The sequence below is a fragment of the Endozoicomonas sp. ALB115 genome, assembly GCF_049310245.1.
Taxonomy (GTDB): domain Bacteria; phylum Pseudomonadota; class Gammaproteobacteria; order Pseudomonadales; family Endozoicomonadaceae; genus Endozoicomonas.
In genome coordinates this window covers 45,114-63,217 of record NZ_JBLYZG010000008.1, presented here as the reverse complement: position 1 = coordinate 63,217, position 18,104 = coordinate 45,114, and the positions used below count along the sequence as shown (strand labels likewise).

The window sequence follows — 18,104 nt, the reverse complement described above, 5'->3', positions numbered from 1 at the left end:
ATTGTTTTTGGACAAAGATGAGTAGAGTTTATTCAAAGCTTAGTTATAGGCCAGAAATTGATGGTTTAAGAGCTGTAGCTGTTTTAAGTGTCGTACTTTATCATGCGAAACTATTTTTTTGGGGGAGAGACTGGTTTGAGGGAGGCTATATTGGAGTTGATATTTTCTTTGTTATTAGTGGATATTTGATTGCTAGGATTATTCTCACGGAGTTTAATGAAAATAGAGAGTTTAATTTTTGTAATTTTTATGAACGCCGAGCTCGTAGAATTCTACCGATATTTTACCTTGTTATATTTTTATCTATACCATTTGCTTGGCAAACATTAATTCCAGAAGATTTTATTGAGTATGCTGAAAGCATTTTGACTTCACTGGTATTCGGGTCAAATTTTTATTTTTATTTTAACACAACTGAATATGGGGCAAATTATGCTCTTTTGAAACCATTTCTTCATACATGGAGTCTTGGTGTAGAAGAACAGTTTTATATCATTTTTCCATTCTTAGTTTGGCTTTCTTACAATAAAATTAGATGCAACCTTTTGACTATCTTGATTGGCTTCTCCTTTATCAGTCTTGTTTACTCGATTATTATGGCAAATAAAAATCCTGATTTGAATTTTTATTTGCCAATGAGTCGGTTTTGGGAGTTGGCGATTGGTTCAATGTTGGCAATAAGAGAGCTGTTCTTCAGAAGGCACTGCAATGTTTTTTTAAATAAACAGTTGCCAAAATTGGGTTTGTTGTTAATTACTGGTTCTATTCTAACATTTGGTTCTGAAACACTGCATCCAAGTTTATACACACTTATTCCATTATTAGGGGTAGCCTTGATTATTGAGTTTTCTTCAAATGAGGAAATAGTTGGAAAGATTCTATCCAGTAAGCCATTTGTCTACGTTGGGCTGATAAGTTTTTCAGTATATATGTGGCATTTCCCAATATTTGCATTTGCTCGTGTAGGTGCAGTTGATGTACTGACTAATTTCGAAAAGGTTGGATTGATTTCTTTAACGTTTGTTGTTTCTATATGTTCTTATATCTTTATTGAAAGGCCATTTAGAAATCGTGATTTTATTAAAGGTACTACATTTTCTGCTATTTCTATTATTTCAACTCTGACACTTCTAACCATCTTACTTTCTATTATTATTACTGGTGGTTATCCAAATAGGTTGAATAAAATATATTCTAGTGAGGCAAAGTTTTTTGAAAAGGAGTTGGAGGTAGTAAGTCCATTGCAAGCACCTATAGATATTGATGAGCTTGGCAGCGTTGTTTTGATTTTAGGTGATTCTTATTCAAGTAACTGGGGACGAATTGGTAAATTTATAGATGAGAAGTATGATGTCTTAAATCTACAATATTTAGGATGTGATATTGAAGTTAAAAATAAGTCAAAAATAGTAATGAATAGGGTTTCAAGTAGAAAAGATTGGGAACAGCAATGTATTCAGACAGTTTCACTTTTAAATGACAGAGCCTTTCTTCAAAAACTAAAGGCAGTATTTTTAGTTTCACATAGACCTTATTCTTACCAGGTAAACCAGTTTAGATTTGACCTACTTTCATTAATAAAAAATTACTCAAAAGATACTGAGCTTTTTGTGATGGGTAATTATTTTCAACTTGATCCTAATGAATATTCAGGTTGTTTAGGTTTAATGTTTAGTGGAAATGCTGATAATGCATCAATTTGTATAAATCAAAGTCAATATTTTAGACCTGACATTGAGGTGTCAGAGATTAGAGATAAAAAAATTGATGGTAGCAATATTGACTATTATTACATCAGTTTATTTGAGTTACTTGCTGATGAGGGTGGCGTCTACCCATATGATTACCGCTCAGTTCCTTTTATGGAAGACTGGAATCATTTGACGAAAAGTTTTATAAATTTGATTGTAATTAGGATGATAGAATATGAGGGGGGTGATCCATCTATTTTGGCAATAGGAAAGTTTCTAAAAAAGTCAAATTTATTGAATTAAAGCTACATTAACTATCAATTACTTTTTTGTATTTTTAGCTGTTAATGGATGGATTATTATGCTTCATATGGTGGTGCCATTTCATGGTTGAAAAAGTAAAATGAAAAACCTGTTTTTTAAAGTCAAAAGGTTTGGGGTAAGGCGACTTTGGGTTTTTATTTTCATCTCGTTATTGTCAAAGGTTAGAGCTTATTTCTATCGATTTATTCTGTCTGATAATAGTCCAGATGGTGATTTGTCAAATGTTTTGCAGGCAGTTAATTATGTTGGAAGAGGAAGAATTGTAATTGAATCTTCCCATATTGGTGTATGGCCATCACCAAAATTGTTAACATCTAATACTTATATAGAAGCAAGGGGAAATGATGCTCTGGTTTCCATTGGCAGTAATACATATATCAATAATAATGCAGTAATTATTGCGGATCAGACAAGTATTTTTATTGGTCAGAGATGTATTATTGGGCCGTGTCTTTTTGCTGTGGACTCTGATTTTCATGGTTTATCTATAGTGAATAGAAGTAATGGTTGCTATGAATGTGCACCAATAAAAATAGGAGATGATGTTTTTGTTGGTGAAGGTGTAAAAATATTAAAAGGTGTTACTATTGGCAATGGCTCTGTAATTGGAAGTGGATCTATTGTAACAAAAGATGTTGAACCTTTTTCTTTATATGCAGGAGTTCCTGCTAAATTTGTAAAACTTATCGAAGATGTTGATTAATGATTCAGGATCCTTTAGTTACAATTGTTTGTTTACTATACAATCAAGAATGTTTTGTACAGAAAGCGTTAGAATCAGCTTTTAATCAAACATATTCTAATTTGCAGATTATTATTTCTGATGATTGTTCGACTGATAAGACATACTCTATTGCAGAAAACGTAGTTGAAAAATACACAGGTAATGCCGAGGTACTATTAAGAAGAAATAAAAGCAATCAAGGGTTGGGTGAACACTTATCTAACGTACTGGCTCTGACCAAAGGGGATTACATTTTTATGGCGGCGGGAGATGATATTTCCCAGGATGCCAGAGTAGAAAATGTAATGGATTTTTGGAAAAAAAAAGGAAATTCCTGCAAAGCAATATTTACAAATTTAAAAAAAATTGATGATAGTGATAAAGAAATTGGGTTAATGTTTTCGAGGGAGCCGAGATTTGCAAGAAATTTAAAAGATTTTATTTCGGGTGTGACATGCTGGTGTGTTGGTGCTTCACTAGCATTTCATCGTTCATTGTACGATAAATATGGTGGCTTTATCAAAGGTGTTGGGCAAGAGGATGGATGTTTTGCTTTTAGGGCGATCCTTGAAGGTGAGATTCTATATATAGATAAACCTATGGTTTTATATCGATTTCATGATTCAAACATATCTCAGAATCTTGATGTAAAAAGAATGATAAAGTTCAAAATGTTAGAGAAATACATGTTCTCTAATTTTTTAGTTGATGCAAAAAAAGCAAATCCTAATGCCTGGTTATTATTCAAGCTGAACTGGATGGTGTTGAAGAGCAAGGCTTTTTCTAGATTGATTTCTTTTCCTATTATTGGTTATGGTTATTTTGGATTACGAAAAATGGCGCGCTCTCTTTATCTTAAAATCAAAGGTTAGGTGGGGAGTGTGGTTCTATCATTTTTGCTTTTTTGTGTGTACTTATTTTATACACTATTAGTTATATTTTCCTCAATTTCTACACCAGCATCACACTTTTTAGTTGGTCTTATTTTTGTGTGGATTACGTGGATTACTTTTTCTTTAGGTTGTTGGAGGAGAAAAAAATACGTTCCACCGAGCTTAAATATATCTTTGTACTTTCAACGATTCTTTTTTTTACTCTCATTCTTGATGATTCCAACATCGATATATGCTGCATATTTTTATACAGGGAGTGGTTTAGGTGATATTTTATCATCATTTCGACAGGGTTCTAGCAATTATAATGAATATCAACGTTATTTTATGGAAAATAGCTTGCATGTATTTTCAGAGAAAAAAATTTTAGCCATTCTTTCTCTTTTTTTAATGAAAATAACATTGGTTTGCTATTTTATATTGTGTGTTTTCTCAAGGTCTAATTGGTATCTTTGGGTAGGTTTGATTATTACTGGATGTTCATATGTGTATTTTTCTTTAGCGCGAGGTACATCTTTTGAGCTTTTTGAAATTCTGCTTTTAGTTGTTTATAGTTTTTTTATGTCATGGAAGGGTAAGAAGATAGGAGCCAATTCTTTTTTGAAAGTGACTGTTACTCTGTTGGTTGTTATTGTTAGTGTAATCATTTTTTATAACAATATTTCTTTGCGCTATGGAGGACAGCTAGCTGATTTATGTACTAGCCAAGTACTGTGTTACTCAAATGATAGTTTGCTTTCAAATATATCTCCAGCATTGGCATATTTAAGTGTGAAGTTATCTGCATATTTTGCATTTGGGATATATTACGTCTCTTATTTTTTTGAATACTTTTTATCGGAATCAAATTATGGGCTTTTTTATATATTAATGCCTTTAAATAACTTGTTATTTAATATAGAGCCTGAGTTCTTGTGTGCTAAAGATGTTGATTGTGGGGCATCTTGGGTTCCTTACAGCTTAAACATGTTTCTATTATTAGGTGCTATTTTATATTTTATAATTATTTTCTTAATTGGTAGGACTTCTCAGTGGTTGACATGCTTATTAGGCTCAAGCAACAGATTAGAGCCTGTTTGTGCCTTGTCACTTCTATATTTCATTTTTATGTTTATGGTTTCACTGCCTGTTGGGAATTTTTTAGTAGGTTCTAGTGCAAACATTCTATCATCACTGTTTTTGTTAGTTTGTATCATTTGTCGCAAGCTTTTATCTAAGCAGAAGAAAATAAGGGTTTAATGAATATTTTAATTTTAGCTACTAAGTATCCTTTGCCAGAAGAATCCCAGTGGTTAACTAGTGAACTAGGAGAAGAGTTACTCAAAATAGGCTGCAATGTAACTGTTCTTTGCATTGAATGGGGCTCTGTAAATACTAATAATCATTATCATAGAGATGGACTTAGTATATATAGAAAAAATGTTTTTGGATCGGGGAGTGGTGCCTTATCTCTATTGTTTCGTTGGTTCTTTTCTTCTCTGAAATTTGCACCATTTTGTCTGCATGCTGTTGCTGCGCGTAAAAAATATGACTTGGTTTTATCTTTTTCTCCATGTCTTGCTATGTGGTTTCCAATTTTATGTGCAAAATTTTTTTCGTGCTATAGGCATATAATTTACTGGGATTTTTTTCCGATTCATAATGCTCAGATCAGTAATAAAGTGCCCCGCTTTGGTCTGCCAGTATTGAAGCTTTTTGAGCGTTTTTTGCTTAATAGTGTGGACCGTGTGTCATGTATGAGTCCGGCAAATTTAAAGTACTTTGATGGTTATTTTGGACGATCATCTAAAGAGAGGGATATTATTCCTATCTGGACATCTTATTTGGATTATTCCCATGCAGGTAAAAAATCTGTTAAAAAGAGTGATAGTTTCGTTACGTTAGTATTTGGAGGTCAGCTTGTTCATGGGAGAGGAGTGAATACGTTATTAGAAGCTGTAAGAGATGCAACTTTAAAGAATAACAAAATTAGACTTATTGTATGTGGTTCTGGTTGTCTAGCAAAGGATGTCCTTGATTTTTCTCAGCGGTATCCCAATCATTTTCACTACCTTGGTCAAATATCAAGAGATGACTATTTGAGTGTATTGTCTTCTGCAGATATTGGTGTTGTTGCAACCTTAGAGGGTGTTTCTTGTCCGACATACCCGTCTAAATCATTGGACTATATGGCATGTTCATTACCAATTATTGCTAGTGTAGAAGCGTCAAGTGATTTTGGTAGCATAATTGAAGAAAATGGGCTTGGTATTTCTTGTTTGGCAGGAGATGTTAAGAGTTTGGCTGATAATATATTAAAGTTGGCTGGTGATTATGACCTGCGTTGTAAGTTAGGCCGACGAGCTAACACTTTCCTCAAAGAAAAGCACTCAGTCAGTAAGATTGCCCAACAGATTTTGGAAAAAGTTAATGTTCAAAAATAATGTATTGTTAATCACTGGCGGCACCGGTTCATTCGGTAATGCCGTACTAAATCGCTTTCTTGAAACAGATATCAAAGAAATCCGTATCTTCAGCCGGGATGAAAAAAAACAGGATGATATGCGGAAAAAATTCGCTCATCCAAAGCTGAAGTTTTATATCGGTGATGTTCGGGATTACCAGAGCATCCTTAATGCCACGCGAGGTGTCGATTTTATTTTTCATGCAGCTGCTTTAAAGCAGGTACCGTCCTGTGAGTTTCACCCCATGGAGGCGGTCAAAACCAATGTGTTGGGTACGGAAAATGTTTTGGAGGCAGCCATAGAAAATGAGGTTTCTCGTGTCGTCTGTTTGAGTACTGATAAAGCCGTTTATCCAATCAATGCCATGGGGATTTCCAAGGCAATGATGGAAAAGGTGATGGTGGCAAAATCACGGAATGTTAACAGTGAAAAAACCGTGATCTGTGGTACGCGCTATGGCAATGTAATGGCTTCCCGTGGTTCGGTGATACCCCTGTTTGTTGATCTTATTAAAGCCAAAAAACCGATTACCATTACCGACCCCAATATGACCCGGTTTATGATGACGTTGGAGGATGCTGTTGACCTGGTACTGTATGCTTTTGAGCATGGTACCAATGGCGATATCTTTGTACAAAAAGCTCCCGCTGCCACGATAGAAACGCTGGCTCATGCGCTGCATGAGTTGCTGGATATCCAGGATTATCCCATCGATATCATCGGCACTCGCCATGGCGAAAAACTGTATGAAGCGCTGTTAAGCCGTGAAGAGATGGTAGCAGCGACGGATATGGGGAATTACTACCGGATCCCACCGGACCTTCGGGACCTGAACTACAGCAAGTTTGTCGAAGATGGCGATATTCGTATCTCGGAAGTGGAAGATTATAACTCTCATAATACCCAGCGGCTGGATGTTGAGGGTATGAAAAACCTGCTGTTAAAACTGCCGTTTGTTCGCGCCCTGTGTGCCGGTGAAACTTATGAGCTGGATGCCTGATATGAAGATTGTGGTAACTGGGGCCAATGGTTTTATCGGTAAAAACCTGTGTACCATGCTGGCGGAGCACGGCTATAACGATATTGTAAAGGTTGATCGAGAAACCACACTTGCGGAGTTAGCCGCCAGTTTACAGGTTGCGGATTTTGTTTTTCATCTGGCCGGTGTTAACCGGCCTCAGAATGATATTGAGTTTAAAGAAGGGAATACCGATTTAACGGCCTTTATTATTGAGGTGTTGGAAACAGCTGGTAAAAAAACACCGCTGATGCTCAGTTCATCGACTCAGGCAGAGCGTGACAATGCATACGGAATCAGTAAGGGAAAAGCAGAGCAACTGGTTAAAACCTACGGTGAGGCAACCGGTGCAAACTACTTTATCTACCGTTTTCCCAATGTATTCGGTAAGTGGTGTCGGCCCAATTACAACTCCTTTGTTGCAACGTTCTGCCACAATATTGTCCATGATATTGAGCTGACCATTCATGACCCGTCGGCGGCCGTGACGCTGGTGTATATTGACGATGTCTGCAATGAGCTGATCGGGCTATTAAAAGCGGGGCAGTCATCCGGCTATCGGCAAGTTAGCCCGGAATACCCGACCACGGTGGGTGGGGTTGCTGATCAGCTGCAAGCTTTTAAACTGAGCCGTGATTCACTGATTACCGAGAATGTCGGGACCGGCCTAACCCGTGCGCTTTACTCGACCTATCTCAGCCATTTTACGCCACAACAGTTCAGTTATACCGTGCCCGCTTATGGCGATGACCGGGGGGTTTTCTGTGAGATGCTGAAAACCCGCCAGGCAGGGCAGTTCTCCTTTTTTACGGCCCATCCTGGTATTACCCGGGGTGGTCACTATCACCATTCCAAGAATGAAAAGTTTCTGGTGATTAAGGGCAAGGCGCTGTTCAAATTTGAACAGATTAGTACTAGAGAAAGATATGAACTCACTGTTACCGGTGAGCAGTTCCAGGTAGTCGAAACTGTACCCGGATGGTCTCATGACATTACCAATATCGGTGATGATGAGTTGGTAGTCATGTTGTGGGCTAACGAAATTTTTGATCGAGAAGCCCCCGATACTTTTGCGAGTCCGCTTTGATGAAAAAACTTAAAGTCATGACCGTGGTTGGAACCCGGCCTGAAATAATCCGGCTATCCCGTGTTTTAGCCAAACTGGATGAACATTGTGAACATATATTGGTTCATACCGGCCAGAATTATGACTACGAATTGTATGAAGTCTTTTTTAATGACCTCTCAGTAAGAAAACCGGACTATTTTCTGAATGCTGCAGGTAAGAATGCCGCAGAAACCATTGGGCAGGTGATTATCAAAGTCGATCAGGTGTTGGAGGAGGTTCAGCCCGAAGCCATGCTGGTTCTTGGGGATACCAATTCCTGTATTTCAGCACTACCTGCCAAACGCCGAAAAATACCCATATTTCACATGGAAGCGGGTAATCGCTGTTTTGACCAGCGTGTGCCAGAAGAAACCAACCGGCGTATTGTCGATCATACCGCTGATATCAATTTAACTTACAGCACCATTGCTCGCGATTATCTTCTAGCTGAAGGCATACCTGCAGATCGTGTGATTAAAACCGGTAGCCCAATGTTTGAGGTATTGCATCATTACATGCCTCAAATAGATGCCTCCGATGTTTTGACCAGACTGAATCTTCAGGCAGGTAATTACTTTGTGGTTAGTGCACACCGGGAAGAAAATGTTGATTCACCAAAGCAGTTGATAAAATTGCAGGAGGTGTTGAACCGTGTTTCAGAACACTACAACTTTCCTGTGATTGTTTCCACTCACCCACGTACGCGAAACCGCATTGAAGCAGAAGGTCTGAATTTTCATGCCAATATTCAGTTGCTGAAACCAATGGGTTTCCACGATTACAACCACCTGCAAAAACATGCAAAAGCTGTGTTGTCTGATAGTGGTACGATTACTGAAGAATCTTCCATTATGAACTTTCCGGCACTGAATATTCGTGAAGCGCATGAAAGACCAGAAGGCATGGAAGAGGCTGCCGTGATGATGGTTGGCTTAAGTGCAGATCGGGTTATGCAGGCTTTGGATATTCTGGAAAAACAACCTCGGGGAGAAGATCGCCTGCTACAGCTGGTGAGTGATTACAGCATGCCGAACGTTTCCGAAAAGGTGGTGCGTATTATTCATTCTTATACCGACTATGTGATGCGTACGATCTGGAAACAGTACTGAATATGAGAATATTGGTCGTATCACAATATTTTTGGCCGGAAAATTTTCGAATAAATGATTTAACTGCATCGTTACGGAAAAAGGGGCATGAAGTCACTGTCCTGACCGGTGAGCCTAATTATCCTGACGGCGATAAATTTGATTTTTATCTCGAAGATCCTGATCTGTACAGTTATTTTCATGGATGTAATATTGTCAGAGTACCAATTATTCCTAGAGGAAAAGGGAAGCTTGGTCTTATTTTAAATTATCTTAGTTACTTTATCAGTGCTTCTACAATTGGTTTATGGAAGTTGCGTAAGGAAAGTTTTGATGTTGTTTTTGTGTGTCAACTTTCACCAGTGACTGTTGCTTTACCAGCTATTTTGTATAAGAAAATTTATAAAAAACCCATCGTGATGTGGGTGTTGGATTTGTGGCCAGAATCCCTGAGTTCAGTGGGGTTTGTCAATTCTGAAAAGATTCTTAATATTACTGGGAGGCTGGTTTCATACATCTACAACCAATGTGATCAAATATTAGCTCAGTCCAAAAGTTTTATGGCCGCTATAAAAAGCTCAAGCAAGCCTGATGCTAATATCCTATATTTCCCAAGTTGGGCAGAATCTGTATTTGATAGTGAGAACCACCCTGTTAATGAAGAAACATTTGATAAGCAATCTTTCAATATACTGTTCGCAGGGAATATAGGTGAGGCTCAGGACTTTCCATCAATCCTCAATGCTATGGAGTTATTAAAAGATAAAAATATTAATATTACCTTAAACATTGTTGGTGATGGTCGTAAACTATCGTGGGTAAAGGAAGAGGTTTATCATAGACGCCTTGGTGATTTTATTAAATTCTTCGGTCGATTCCCTCTGGAGAGTATGCCTTCATTTTATATACAAGCTGATGCATTTTTGGTGGCGCTCAAAGATACACCTATTTTCTCAATGACCATTCCTGGAAAAGTTCAGTCTTACATGGCATCAGGGAAGCCTGTTTTGACAATGTTAGGAGGTGAGACAGCCAATGTTATAAAAGAAGCTAATTGTGGGTTAGCGGCTCCTTCTGGTGATTTTCATGCGCTGGCAAAAAACATTGAAAAGATGTTTATGATGCCTGAGGAAGAGCGCATTGCCCTTGGTATTAATGGAAAAAATTACTCCGAGAAAGCATTTAATCGAGATATACAGATTTCTTTCTTGGAAAAAATCTTGTCCAATGTGAAAATTTCTAAGCAAATCAAAAGCAGATTATGATTCTTCTAACAGGTGTTACGGGGTTTATAGGCAGTAAGTTATTGAGTCGCTTGCCTGCCCAAGATGTCGTTGCTGCTTGCCGAAATCCTGAAAGATTTTGTGCATATAAAAAATCTCTATATTTCAATTTAGATACAGATTCTTACGGTGATTTTGACTTTAATGGTATAAAAACGATAATTCATCTGGCGGCAATTGCTCACTCTTCTGCTGGTTCTGAGATGGAATTTAACCAAAGAAATCACCTTTCTGTGTTGCGATTTGCACAAGCCGCAGCAGATGCCGGTGTTAGGCGGTTTATTTTTTTGAGCTCTATTGGTGTAAATGGAGGTAGTAGCAGTAAACCATTCGCTCATGATGATACACCTAATCCCCATGATATATATTCCACTTCAAAGTATAATGCTGAGTTAGCTTTGAAAGAGATATCCATTAAAACAGGGCTTGAAGTCGTTATTATTCGTCCTCCGCTGGTATATGGAAAAGGAGCCCCAGGCAGTTTTGGAAATTTACTCAAGTTAGCAAAGACAAACCTGCCTCTGCCATTAGGTGCAATTCACAATAAGCGTAGTTTTATCAGCATTGATAATCTGATTGATTTTATTGTCACTTGTATAGAGCACCCTCTGGCAGAAGGCAAAACCTTTCTTGTCAGTGATGATGATGATGTTTCTACCACAGTATTTATCAAAAACCTGATTGAAGCCTCTGGTAAAACACCGTATCTGATACCTGTAAATATCTCATTATTACGTTTTGTAGCTGGATTAGCAGGTAAATCTTCGATGATTGATAAGCTCGCCTATGACCTTCAAATTGATTTGAGTTATGCAAAAGATACTCTTGGATGGAAACCACCAGTCAGCCTTCAAGAAGGTATTCGCCGCTGCTTTACGGATGATGAATAAGTAAAATGTTACGTATATTTGATTTTTGCTTTGCTTTGTTGGGTTTGGTTTGTGGTGCCCCTATATTATCGGTAATTTATATTATTGGTCTGTTTGACACAGGCTCACCTCTCTTTACGCAAGAGCGTGTAGGTCGAAACAAAAAAACTTTTACACTGGTTAAGTTCCGAACCATGAGGGTAGATACTGCTTCCGTAGCCAGCCACTTAGCCTCTTCATCATCCATCACTTCGTTGGGGCGATTTCTGAGAAAGACGAAACTGGATGAGTTACCCCAGTTAATTAATGTACTGAAAGGTGAGATGAGCCTGGTAGGCCCACGCCCCAATCTTTTCAATCAGGAAGAGTTGATTGCCGCCAGAGACAAACTGGGTGTTTATGATGTACTGCCTGGTATTACGGGTTTAGCCCAGGTTAACCATATCGATATGTCTACCCCTGAGCTGCTTGCTGAAACTGATCGCCAGATGATTAAAACCTTAACTGTTCGGAATTATTTTAAATATATTTTCATGACGGTAACGGGAAGTGGGCAGGGAGATCGAGTGCGTTGAGCATCGATTCCCGTTACCCGACCCCGCAGCCCATAAAAGCGTTACTCATATCTTGCGGATAACGTGCTGCTCAGCCGAAGATTGTTTTATTCCGCATCTGTAACTTAGACAAACTTTCACACCCCGCTTCCTGAAGCTTGTCTTTTTCGGACAACAGGTACGGACAACGGAAAACGCAGCCAAAGGCTGAATATGAGAGAAAAACTACTTAAATTATCCAGAAAACAGAAAACCCTCACCATGCTGGCCATAGACTTGCTTATAGTCTGGCTAGCCCTGTTCGGTGCCTTCTATTTGCGCCTGGGTTATGAGGATTTTGTGCCCAGCTATCTCAATTCCTTTTATATCTCCGGACTGCTGGCCTCGGTCATTTCTTTGCCGGTCTTCTACTGCCTGGGCTTGTATCGTGCACTGCTGCGCTATATGGGGCAGCATGTGTCGTTTATTATCCTGAGGGCCAGTTTCCTTTCTTTTCTGATGCTGACTGTGGCCATTACTTTGCTTGGGGTTCCTGTACCTCGCAGTGTACCGGTGTTGTACTGGCTGCTGTCGGCCCTGCTTCTGGGGGTAAGTCGATACGGGGTTCGCTTTTGGCTACGGGGCTTCCGGTTCCGGGATATTCTTTTTGCCCCCATTAAGTTGCCCCAAGCCAGGAGTCATGAGCTGAGTGGTCAGCCTGTGGCGGTTTATGGTGCAGGGGAGGCCGGTAATCAGCTGGTTGAAGCACTGGAGCATTCCAGGGAGTTTCGTCCGGTGGCTTTTATTGACGACGATATTCGCCTACGGGGGCGAACCATCGCGGGTTGTCGTGTATTTGCCCCGGATGCACTGGATCGTCTGATTCTGCAAACCGGTGCCCAGGAAGTGCTGCTGGCCGTTCCATCGGCCAGTCGTCAGCGGCGGCGGGAGATTGTTCGGCATCTGGAAACCTATGGCCTGCCCATTAAAACCATGCCTGGTATTCAGGACCTGGCCAGTGGTCGGGCGCGGGTGCAGGAGATTATGGAAGTGGATATTGGCGATGTGCTGAGCCGGGATGAAGTGGCTCCCATTGCCGAACTGGTGGAGCAGGATATTGTTGACCAGGTGGTGATGGTCACCGGTGCCGGTGGTTCCATTGGCTCCGAGATGGCCCGGCAGGCACTGGTCAGAAAGCCGAAAATGCTGGTGCTGTTGGAGCACTCGGAGTTTAACCTTTATACCATTGATCAGGAACTGCAGGGTACCATCCGCACGCTGGGGCTGAATATTCCGGTGATTTCGGTGCTGGGGTCGATTAATGACCCGGTGCGTTTGCTGGATGTGATGAATTCCTATCAGGTCGAGACCCTCTACCATGCCGCTGCCTACAAGCATGTGCCGCTGGTTCAGTATAACGTCTCCCAGGGGTTGCGGAATAATGTGATGGGGACGCTTTATACTGCCCAGGCCGCCATTTTGGCGGGAGTAAAGCAATTTGTGCTGATCTCCACCGATAAGGCGGTGCGGCCCACCAATGTGATGGGTGCCTCCAAGCGCCTGGCGGAAATGGTGTTGCAGGCCTTGAGTAATGAGCAAGAGATCCGGCTGTTTCAGCCGGAGCTGTTCGGGTCCACGCCGGGCACGGTGATTCCCAATAATACCCGTTTTACCATGGTGCGGTTTGGTAATGTGCTGGGTTCCAGCGGTTCGGTGATTCCCCTGTTCCGGGAGCAGATCCGTACCGGCGGGCCGGTTACGGTGACTCATCCGGAAATTAACCGCTATTTTATGACCATTCCGGAAGCCGCCCAGCTGGTGATTCAGGCCGGTGCCATGGGGCAGGGGGGCGATGTGTTTGTGCTGGATATGGGTGAGCCGGTGAAAATTATCGATCTGGCAAAACGGATGATCTCCCTTTCCGGCTTGTCTTTAAAGGATGAATTACACCCGGACGGGGATATTGAAATCCGTTTTTCCGGCCTTCGCCCCGGCGAGAAGTTGTATGAAGAGCTGTTGATCGGCGATAACGTCGAGGACACTATTCACCCCCGTATCAGCCGGGCCTTTGAGGAGTTGCTGGCCTGGGAGCAGCTGAAAGTTGTGCTGTCTGAGATGATCGAGAGCCTGAAAGAACACCGCTATAGCATTACCCGGGAGTTGTTGTTGCGCTATGTGAATGGTTATGCACCCAGCAGTAAGGTGGTGGATTGGCTTTATCGGCATCCGGGGCATTGGGCGGTTGAGGATGAAGTTTCTTGAAAGATCGTTCCTGTTGCCCGTAAAAGATCGTCCCCGTTGCCCGTACCCGTTGCCCGTAAAAGTTTTAGTCGTTTCTTTTACGGGAAACGGGTAACGGCAATCACCCCCCCCTTATGCTCCATAAAAAGAGTCACCGGCAAATCAAACCGTTCAGCCAGGCTTTGTATCTGCCGCAGGTTCAGCGGTCGCTTGCCGTTTAATACTTCCGAAACAACACCCTGACTGCCGATCTCAGGTAGTTCGGCCTGAGTCAGGCCATGCTGGCGCATTAATATTTTGATCAGGGCAATTGCACCATCCTGTTGGTCCCACTGGGAAAGCACCGGGTCTGTCTGGTATTCATAGCGTTCTATTTTCTGGGCGATCATGTCCAGAAGGAGATTTCTGGGATCATTCGGGTTATCGCCGATGGTTCTGTACAGCAGTTCCGTGGCATCGAGGGCCTGTTGATATTCGTTTTCGTTATTGATGCCTTCCAGAAAGGGGACAGCTTCCAGTAAATGGTGAAAACGCCGGGTTAATTCGGCCATGCCTTTTGAATTGTTCAGGTTCACAGACTTCCTCCTTTCCGACAGCGTTTGGTGATTTCATCATACCCCTTGTGGTCAACAATGTGCTTTACAAAGAGCTTCTGATTCATAAAGTAAATAATGCCAATCAGCCGGATGTGGTTACCGGCAATATCGATGACATAGGCATCTTTGTCATAACGAAAACGCTCTGCCGTTTTGAAGACCTGTTTTAAGGAATGAATATCCACAAAGCTGCTTTTATTCAATACCTGGTAGGTTTCCATAATGGCTACGGCGTGCTGCGGGTACTTTCTTGCCGCTTCAGAGAACTTTCGCTTTGCAATTATATGCATTGTTAACCTTATATCTCAATTTGAGATTTTGCAATTATTACCGCAATTCTATTGGTATTTCATAGTAGTTCAGTAAAAGCCGCTGTTCGTTACCCGTTACCCGTTGCCCGTAATCCTTTAAGCCTTTTTTTCTTATCTTTTTCGGATAACGGATTACAGGAAGTGGGTGGGGAGTTTTGCCATTAATTTAATTGCTCAGTTTGCCCCCCCTTTCCCCCCTGTCCGTCCTACACCCGGGAAGAGGCCGATGCGGTCAGCCGTGTAGTGTTGTCCAATAAAGTCAAATACTGGTCCGGCACTGTAAGCCGTGAGTTCGAACGTGAATTTTCGGAATACTGTGGAACCAATTATGACATTGCTCTGGCTAACGGAACTCTGGCATTGGACCCGGCGCTTCATGCACTGAAGATTGGTGGCCCTGTGACGGTTACCCACCCGGAAATCACCCGTTATTTTATGACGATTCCTGAAGCCGCTCAGTTAGTTATTCAAGCTGGATCTATGGGAGGCGGTGGTGATGTTTTTCTGTTGGATATGGGCGAACCCGTTAGGATTGCCGATTTGGCAAGACATATGATTCGACTGTCTGGTTTTGTTGAAAAGAATGATGACAATCCAGAGGGCGATATTGAAATTCAATACACTGGTTTGCGCCCTGGTGAAAAGCTTTATGAAGAGCTTTTGATTGGCGACAATGTCAGTGAGACCCATCATCCCTTGATATACCGAGCGATGGAAGAGAGTTCTGACTGGGGGATCCTGACTCAGGGTATTGAAAGGATACTGCTCTCCATAGAGCATCATGACTATGATAGAGCAAGAGGCATTATGGTTGATTTCGTTTCGGGCTTTACTCCGGACAGTATCCTGGTTGACTGGTTGTGTCAGCCCTCTGCTAAAAAAGTAGGTGACAAGAAATCTCACCAGCTTGAGACTGCTTAACAGTAGCTGCTGTGTTTTGGTTTTATTTCATCTTTATTTAACCAAGCGAGCTAGGGAAAAATCATGAAAGCCCCCGAAGCCATTGGGCTCAATGGCTATAAGGACATCCCCTTATAGAGCAAAATATACATCCAGTGTCTTATAAAAAAGATTTGGATGTTCTGGAAATGAATGCATTTGATTTAATGAATAGGCTATCTGTCATTTATGACGCACGTCAACAATGGAAAGTAGACCATAAACTTGCTGATATTCTGCTCTTAGTCATTTGTGCAGTCATTGCGGGTTGCGAAGGCTGGGAAGAAATTGAAGACTTCGGCAATGAGCGACTGGATGGGTTAAAAAAATATGGTGAATTTGAATACGGCATTCCTTCCCATCATACAATTTCCAGGGTAGTTGCTGCCATTAACCCAAAGCAATTCCAGAAATGCTTTATTGAGTGGATGCAAGCCTGCAACCGGGCAACCAATGGTGAGATCATTGCAATTGATGGAAAAACAGCAAGAGGATCTTACGACAAGGGTAAGGATAAAGGAGCAATTCACATGGTGAGTGCGTTTGCTACTGCAAACGAATTGGTTCTTGGTCAAATTAAAATGAATGATAAAAGTAACGAGATTACCGCCATACCTGCATTACTTGAACTCCTTGCAATTCGTGGATGCCTCGTAACCATAGACGCCATGGGGTGTCAGAGGGATATTGCCAAGAAAATCGTCGATAAAGGCGCTGATTATTTGCTAGCGGTAAAAGGTAACCAGGGTAAGCTTCATGAAGCATTTGAGAATCATTTTTCTGTTGAAAAAGTGAATCAATGGAAGGGTGATACTTTCAGAACCGAAGAGAAAAGCCATGGTAGAATGGAAACACGTCTTCATATAGTCAGTGATATCTTTGATGAATTCGTTAATCTTTCTTTTGATTGGAAAGGAATGAAAACGCTCGGGATTATTTTGTCTGCCAGAATGGAAAATGGATGTTGCAATGAGAGAAGATGATTGTCGAATCAGAAGAGGCAATGCAGCTGAAATGCTCACTGGTTTTCGACATATGGCAGTTAAATATGTTGAACAATACCAAAACCTTTAAAGCTGGTCTGAAGCGGAAGCAGAAAAAGGCCGCCATGAGCACTCGATATCTGTCTGAAGTCCTCGCAGGGTGCGGGGTTTCATGATTTTTACCTGGCGTATTATCGGAGGTGAGCTGGTTTTTTATCCACTTGGTACCATATTAGCGAAAGTCGATACGCTATTCAGAATGCTGTCAGGCTTAATCAGCGCCATCAAAAAAAAACAAGATAACCACTCCCGGGAAACATGACTTCCACAGAAAAAAACTATTTCCAATTCCCAGTTCAAAAGTCCCAAGGATTGAACAGTTTTGCACCTGACTGTTCAAAGTCCCTGATGTTCCTGGTAACAACGGTCATTTGATGAATGATAGCGGTGGCGGCAATCATTGCGTCCCGCTCAGACTTCGGGTTTGGGATATGCAACTGGGCGCAGTGTAGGGCAATCGGGGTATCCAGTACCAAAATGCGCCCCTCAAAGGCGGGAAGCATTCGCTGGTCCATCCACGCTCTGAGCACTTTACCCTGCTGCGGGTCTTTCCTCTCTTTTAACAGGATGCCCATTTCTATTTCCAGAACGCTGATCACCGAAAGGTAGAGTTCATTCGGTACCACGGATCCGGCCCATCGACTTACCGCAGGACTGCCTTTGCCTGTGCTGCATTTGCGTAGCTCAGAAACAACGTTGGTATCAAGCAGGTACATCAGGAAAAATCTGCCGGTTTCAGGAAGTTGTCTTTTAAAGGCTCCGCTTCCAGGTCGGTATCTTCCGTTTCGGGCATAGCCAGCAGTTCAAGAATATTGGCAGCATTGCGGGTGATCTCTTTATAGTGATCGATATTGAGCAAAACGTGCGTGACGTTCCCTCTGTCAGAAATAAATACCGGTCGCTTAAGCGCCGATCGCTTAGCCTCCGTGACATTCTGGTTAAATGTCCGTGATGAAATGGTCGTTATACTCATGCCACTAGCCCTATTAACAATTCACT

16 protein-coding genes and 3 pseudogenes are annotated in these 18,104 nt (G+C 41.4%); 15 read left to right on the top strand and 4 right to left on the bottom strand.

Annotated elements, in window-relative coordinates; genetic code table 11:
* Positions 1-17: 17 nt before the first annotated feature.
* The 12 genes from ACO6VE_RS05585 to ACO6VE_RS05530 all read left to right on the top strand — a co-directional run bounded on the left by ACO6VE_RS05585 (position 18) and on the right by ACO6VE_RS05530 (position 14,237).
* Complete coding sequence (locus ACO6VE_RS05585; protein WP_422460155.1) at positions 18-1,994, top strand: acyltransferase family protein; 1,977 nt, start codon at positions 18-20, stop codon at positions 1,992-1,994.
* Positions 1,995-2,094: 100 nt separating this feature from the next.
* Positions 2,095-2,718, top strand: coding sequence for an acyltransferase (locus tag ACO6VE_RS05580; protein ID WP_422460153.1), 624 nt, complete (start codon positions 2,095-2,097; stop codon positions 2,716-2,718).
* Positions 2,718-3,611 carry a glycosyltransferase gene (locus ACO6VE_RS05575; protein ID WP_422460151.1) on the top strand — a complete coding sequence of 298 codons (894 nt, stop codon included), beginning with the start codon at positions 2,718-2,720 and terminating at the stop codon, positions 3,609-3,611. Before ACO6VE_RS05580 ends, ACO6VE_RS05575 begins: the two co-directional genes overlap by 1 nt.
* Before the next feature lie 234 nt (positions 3,612-3,845).
* Positions 3,846-4,871, top strand: a complete 1,026-nt coding sequence (locus ACO6VE_RS05570; RefSeq protein WP_422460149.1) for a hypothetical protein — start codon at positions 3,846-3,848, stop codon at positions 4,869-4,871.
* Positions 4,871-6,055 (top strand): glycosyltransferase family 4 protein, encoded by a 1,185-nt coding sequence (locus tag ACO6VE_RS05565; protein ID WP_422460147.1) that lies wholly within the window; start codon positions 4,871-4,873, stop codon positions 6,053-6,055. Before ACO6VE_RS05570 ends, ACO6VE_RS05565 begins: the two co-directional genes overlap by 1 nt.
* Entirely contained in the window at positions 6,042-7,076 is a 1,035-nt protein-coding gene (locus ACO6VE_RS05560; RefSeq protein ID WP_422460145.1) for a polysaccharide biosynthesis protein, read from the top strand. Before ACO6VE_RS05565 ends, ACO6VE_RS05560 begins: the two co-directional genes overlap by 14 nt.
* Position 7,077: 1 nt before the next feature.
* Complete coding sequence (wbjC, locus tag ACO6VE_RS05555; RefSeq protein ID WP_422460143.1) at positions 7,078-8,181, top strand: UDP-2-acetamido-2,6-beta-L-arabino-hexul-4-ose reductase; 1,104 nt, start codon at positions 7,078-7,080, stop codon at positions 8,179-8,181.
* A complete protein-coding gene (wecB, locus tag ACO6VE_RS05550) occupies positions 8,181-9,311 on the top strand; it encodes a non-hydrolyzing UDP-N-acetylglucosamine 2-epimerase (RefSeq protein WP_422460141.1) in 1,131 nt (376 codons plus the stop codon). The genes wbjC and wecB overlap by 1 nt, the downstream gene beginning before the upstream one ends.
* Before the next feature lie 2 nt (positions 9,312-9,313).
* Positions 9,314-10,555: a glycosyltransferase family 4 protein gene (locus ACO6VE_RS05545; protein WP_422460140.1), complete on the top strand. Its 1,242-nt coding sequence runs from the start codon at positions 9,314-9,316 to the stop codon at positions 10,553-10,555.
* Positions 10,552-11,463, top strand: coding sequence for an NAD-dependent epimerase/dehydratase family protein (locus tag ACO6VE_RS05540; RefSeq protein WP_422460138.1), 912 nt, complete (start codon positions 10,552-10,554; stop codon positions 11,461-11,463). The genes ACO6VE_RS05545 and ACO6VE_RS05540 overlap by 4 nt, the downstream gene beginning before the upstream one ends.
* A 5-nt stretch (positions 11,464-11,468) precedes the next feature.
* Positions 11,469-12,017 carry a sugar transferase gene (locus ACO6VE_RS05535; RefSeq protein ID WP_422460136.1) on the top strand — a complete coding sequence of 183 codons (549 nt, stop codon included), beginning with the start codon at positions 11,469-11,471 and terminating at the stop codon, positions 12,015-12,017.
* A gap of 192 nt (positions 12,018-12,209) precedes the next feature.
* Complete coding sequence (locus tag ACO6VE_RS05530; RefSeq protein ID WP_422460134.1) at positions 12,210-14,237, top strand: polysaccharide biosynthesis protein; 2,028 nt, start codon at positions 12,210-12,212, stop codon at positions 14,235-14,237.
* A gap of 77 nt (positions 14,238-14,314) precedes the next feature.
* Here the strand turns inward: ACO6VE_RS05530 and ACO6VE_RS05525 are convergent, their stop codons facing one another.
* The gene (locus ACO6VE_RS05525; RefSeq protein ID WP_422460132.1) at positions 14,315-14,791 is read right to left on the bottom strand and encodes a helix-turn-helix domain-containing protein; all 477 of its coding nucleotides are present in this window, start codon (positions 14,789-14,791) and stop codon (positions 14,315-14,317) included.
* Positions 14,788-15,102 (bottom strand): type II toxin-antitoxin system HigB family toxin, encoded by a 315-nt coding sequence (locus tag ACO6VE_RS05520; RefSeq protein WP_422460130.1) that lies wholly within the window; start codon positions 15,100-15,102, stop codon positions 14,788-14,790. The genes ACO6VE_RS05525 and ACO6VE_RS05520 overlap by 4 nt, the downstream gene beginning before the upstream one ends.
* A gap of 264 nt (positions 15,103-15,366) precedes the next feature.
* Between ACO6VE_RS05520 and ACO6VE_RS05515 the strand changes: the two are divergent.
* From ACO6VE_RS05515 to ACO6VE_RS05505, 3 pseudogenes are all read left to right on the top strand, one after another.
* A pseudogene (locus ACO6VE_RS05515) lies at positions 15,367-15,489 on the top strand (DegT/DnrJ/EryC1/StrS family aminotransferase); the annotation flags it as partial.
* Between the two features lie 21 nt (positions 15,490-15,510).
* Positions 15,511-16,044, top strand: a pseudogene (locus ACO6VE_RS05510) (polysaccharide biosynthesis protein); the annotation flags it as partial.
* A 167-nt stretch (positions 16,045-16,211) separates the two neighbouring features.
* Positions 16,212-17,221 (top strand): annotated as a pseudogene (locus ACO6VE_RS05505) (ISAs1 family transposase).
* Between the two features lie 180 nt (positions 17,222-17,401).
* Here ACO6VE_RS05505 and ACO6VE_RS05500 read toward each other — a convergent pair.
* A complete protein-coding gene (locus ACO6VE_RS05500; protein ID WP_422445156.1) occupies positions 17,402-17,821 on the bottom strand; it encodes a type II toxin-antitoxin system VapC family toxin in 420 nt (139 codons plus the stop codon).
* A complete protein-coding gene (locus tag ACO6VE_RS05495) occupies positions 17,821-18,078 on the bottom strand; it encodes a type II toxin-antitoxin system Phd/YefM family antitoxin (protein WP_422445154.1) in 258 nt (85 codons plus the stop codon). The genes ACO6VE_RS05500 and ACO6VE_RS05495 overlap by 1 nt, the downstream gene beginning before the upstream one ends.
* Positions 18,079-18,104: the final 26 nt, after the last annotated feature.

Bases quoted from the DNA above. Each gene is read 5' to 3' on its own strand.
- ACO6VE_RS05585 (WP_422460155.1), top strand. From the start codon at position 18: ATGAGTAGAGTTTATTCAAAGCTTAGTTATAGGCCAGAAATTGATGGT.
- ACO6VE_RS05580 (WP_422460153.1), top strand. From the start codon at position 2,095: ATGAAAAACCTGTTTTTTAAAGTCAAAAGGTTTGGGGTAAGGCGACTT.
- ACO6VE_RS05575 (WP_422460151.1), top strand. From the start codon at position 2,718: ATGATTCAGGATCCTTTAGTTACAATTGTTTGTTTACTATACAATCAA.
- ACO6VE_RS05570 (WP_422460149.1), top strand. From the start codon at position 3,846: ATGATTCCAACATCGATATATGCTGCATATTTTTATACAGGGAGTGGT.
- ACO6VE_RS05565 (WP_422460147.1), top strand. From the start codon at position 4,871: ATGAATATTTTAATTTTAGCTACTAAGTATCCTTTGCCAGAAGAATCC.
- ACO6VE_RS05560 (WP_422460145.1), top strand. From the start codon at position 6,042: ATGTTCAAAAATAATGTATTGTTAATCACTGGCGGCACCGGTTCATTC.
- wbjC (WP_422460143.1), top strand. From the start codon at position 7,078: ATGAAGATTGTGGTAACTGGGGCCAATGGTTTTATCGGTAAAAACCTG.
- wecB (WP_422460141.1), top strand. From the start codon at position 8,181: ATGAAAAAACTTAAAGTCATGACCGTGGTTGGAACCCGGCCTGAAATA.
- ACO6VE_RS05545 (WP_422460140.1), top strand. From the start codon at position 9,314: ATGAGAATATTGGTCGTATCACAATATTTTTGGCCGGAAAATTTTCGA.
- ACO6VE_RS05540 (WP_422460138.1), top strand. From the start codon at position 10,552: ATGATTCTTCTAACAGGTGTTACGGGGTTTATAGGCAGTAAGTTATTG.
- ACO6VE_RS05535 (WP_422460136.1), top strand. From the start codon at position 11,469: ATGTTACGTATATTTGATTTTTGCTTTGCTTTGTTGGGTTTGGTTTGT.
- ACO6VE_RS05530 (WP_422460134.1), top strand. From the start codon at position 12,210: ATGAGAGAAAAACTACTTAAATTATCCAGAAAACAGAAAACCCTCACC.
- ACO6VE_RS05520 (WP_422460130.1), bottom strand. From the start codon at position 15,102: ATGCATATAATTGCAAAGCGAAAGTTCTCTGAAGCGGCAAGAAAGTAC.
- ACO6VE_RS05500 (WP_422445156.1), bottom strand. From the start codon at position 17,821: ATGTACCTGCTTGATACCAACGTTGTTTCTGAGCTACGCAAATGCAGC.
- ACO6VE_RS05495 (WP_422445154.1), bottom strand. From the start codon at position 18,078: ATGAGTATAACGACCATTTCATCACGGACATTTAACCAGAATGTCACG.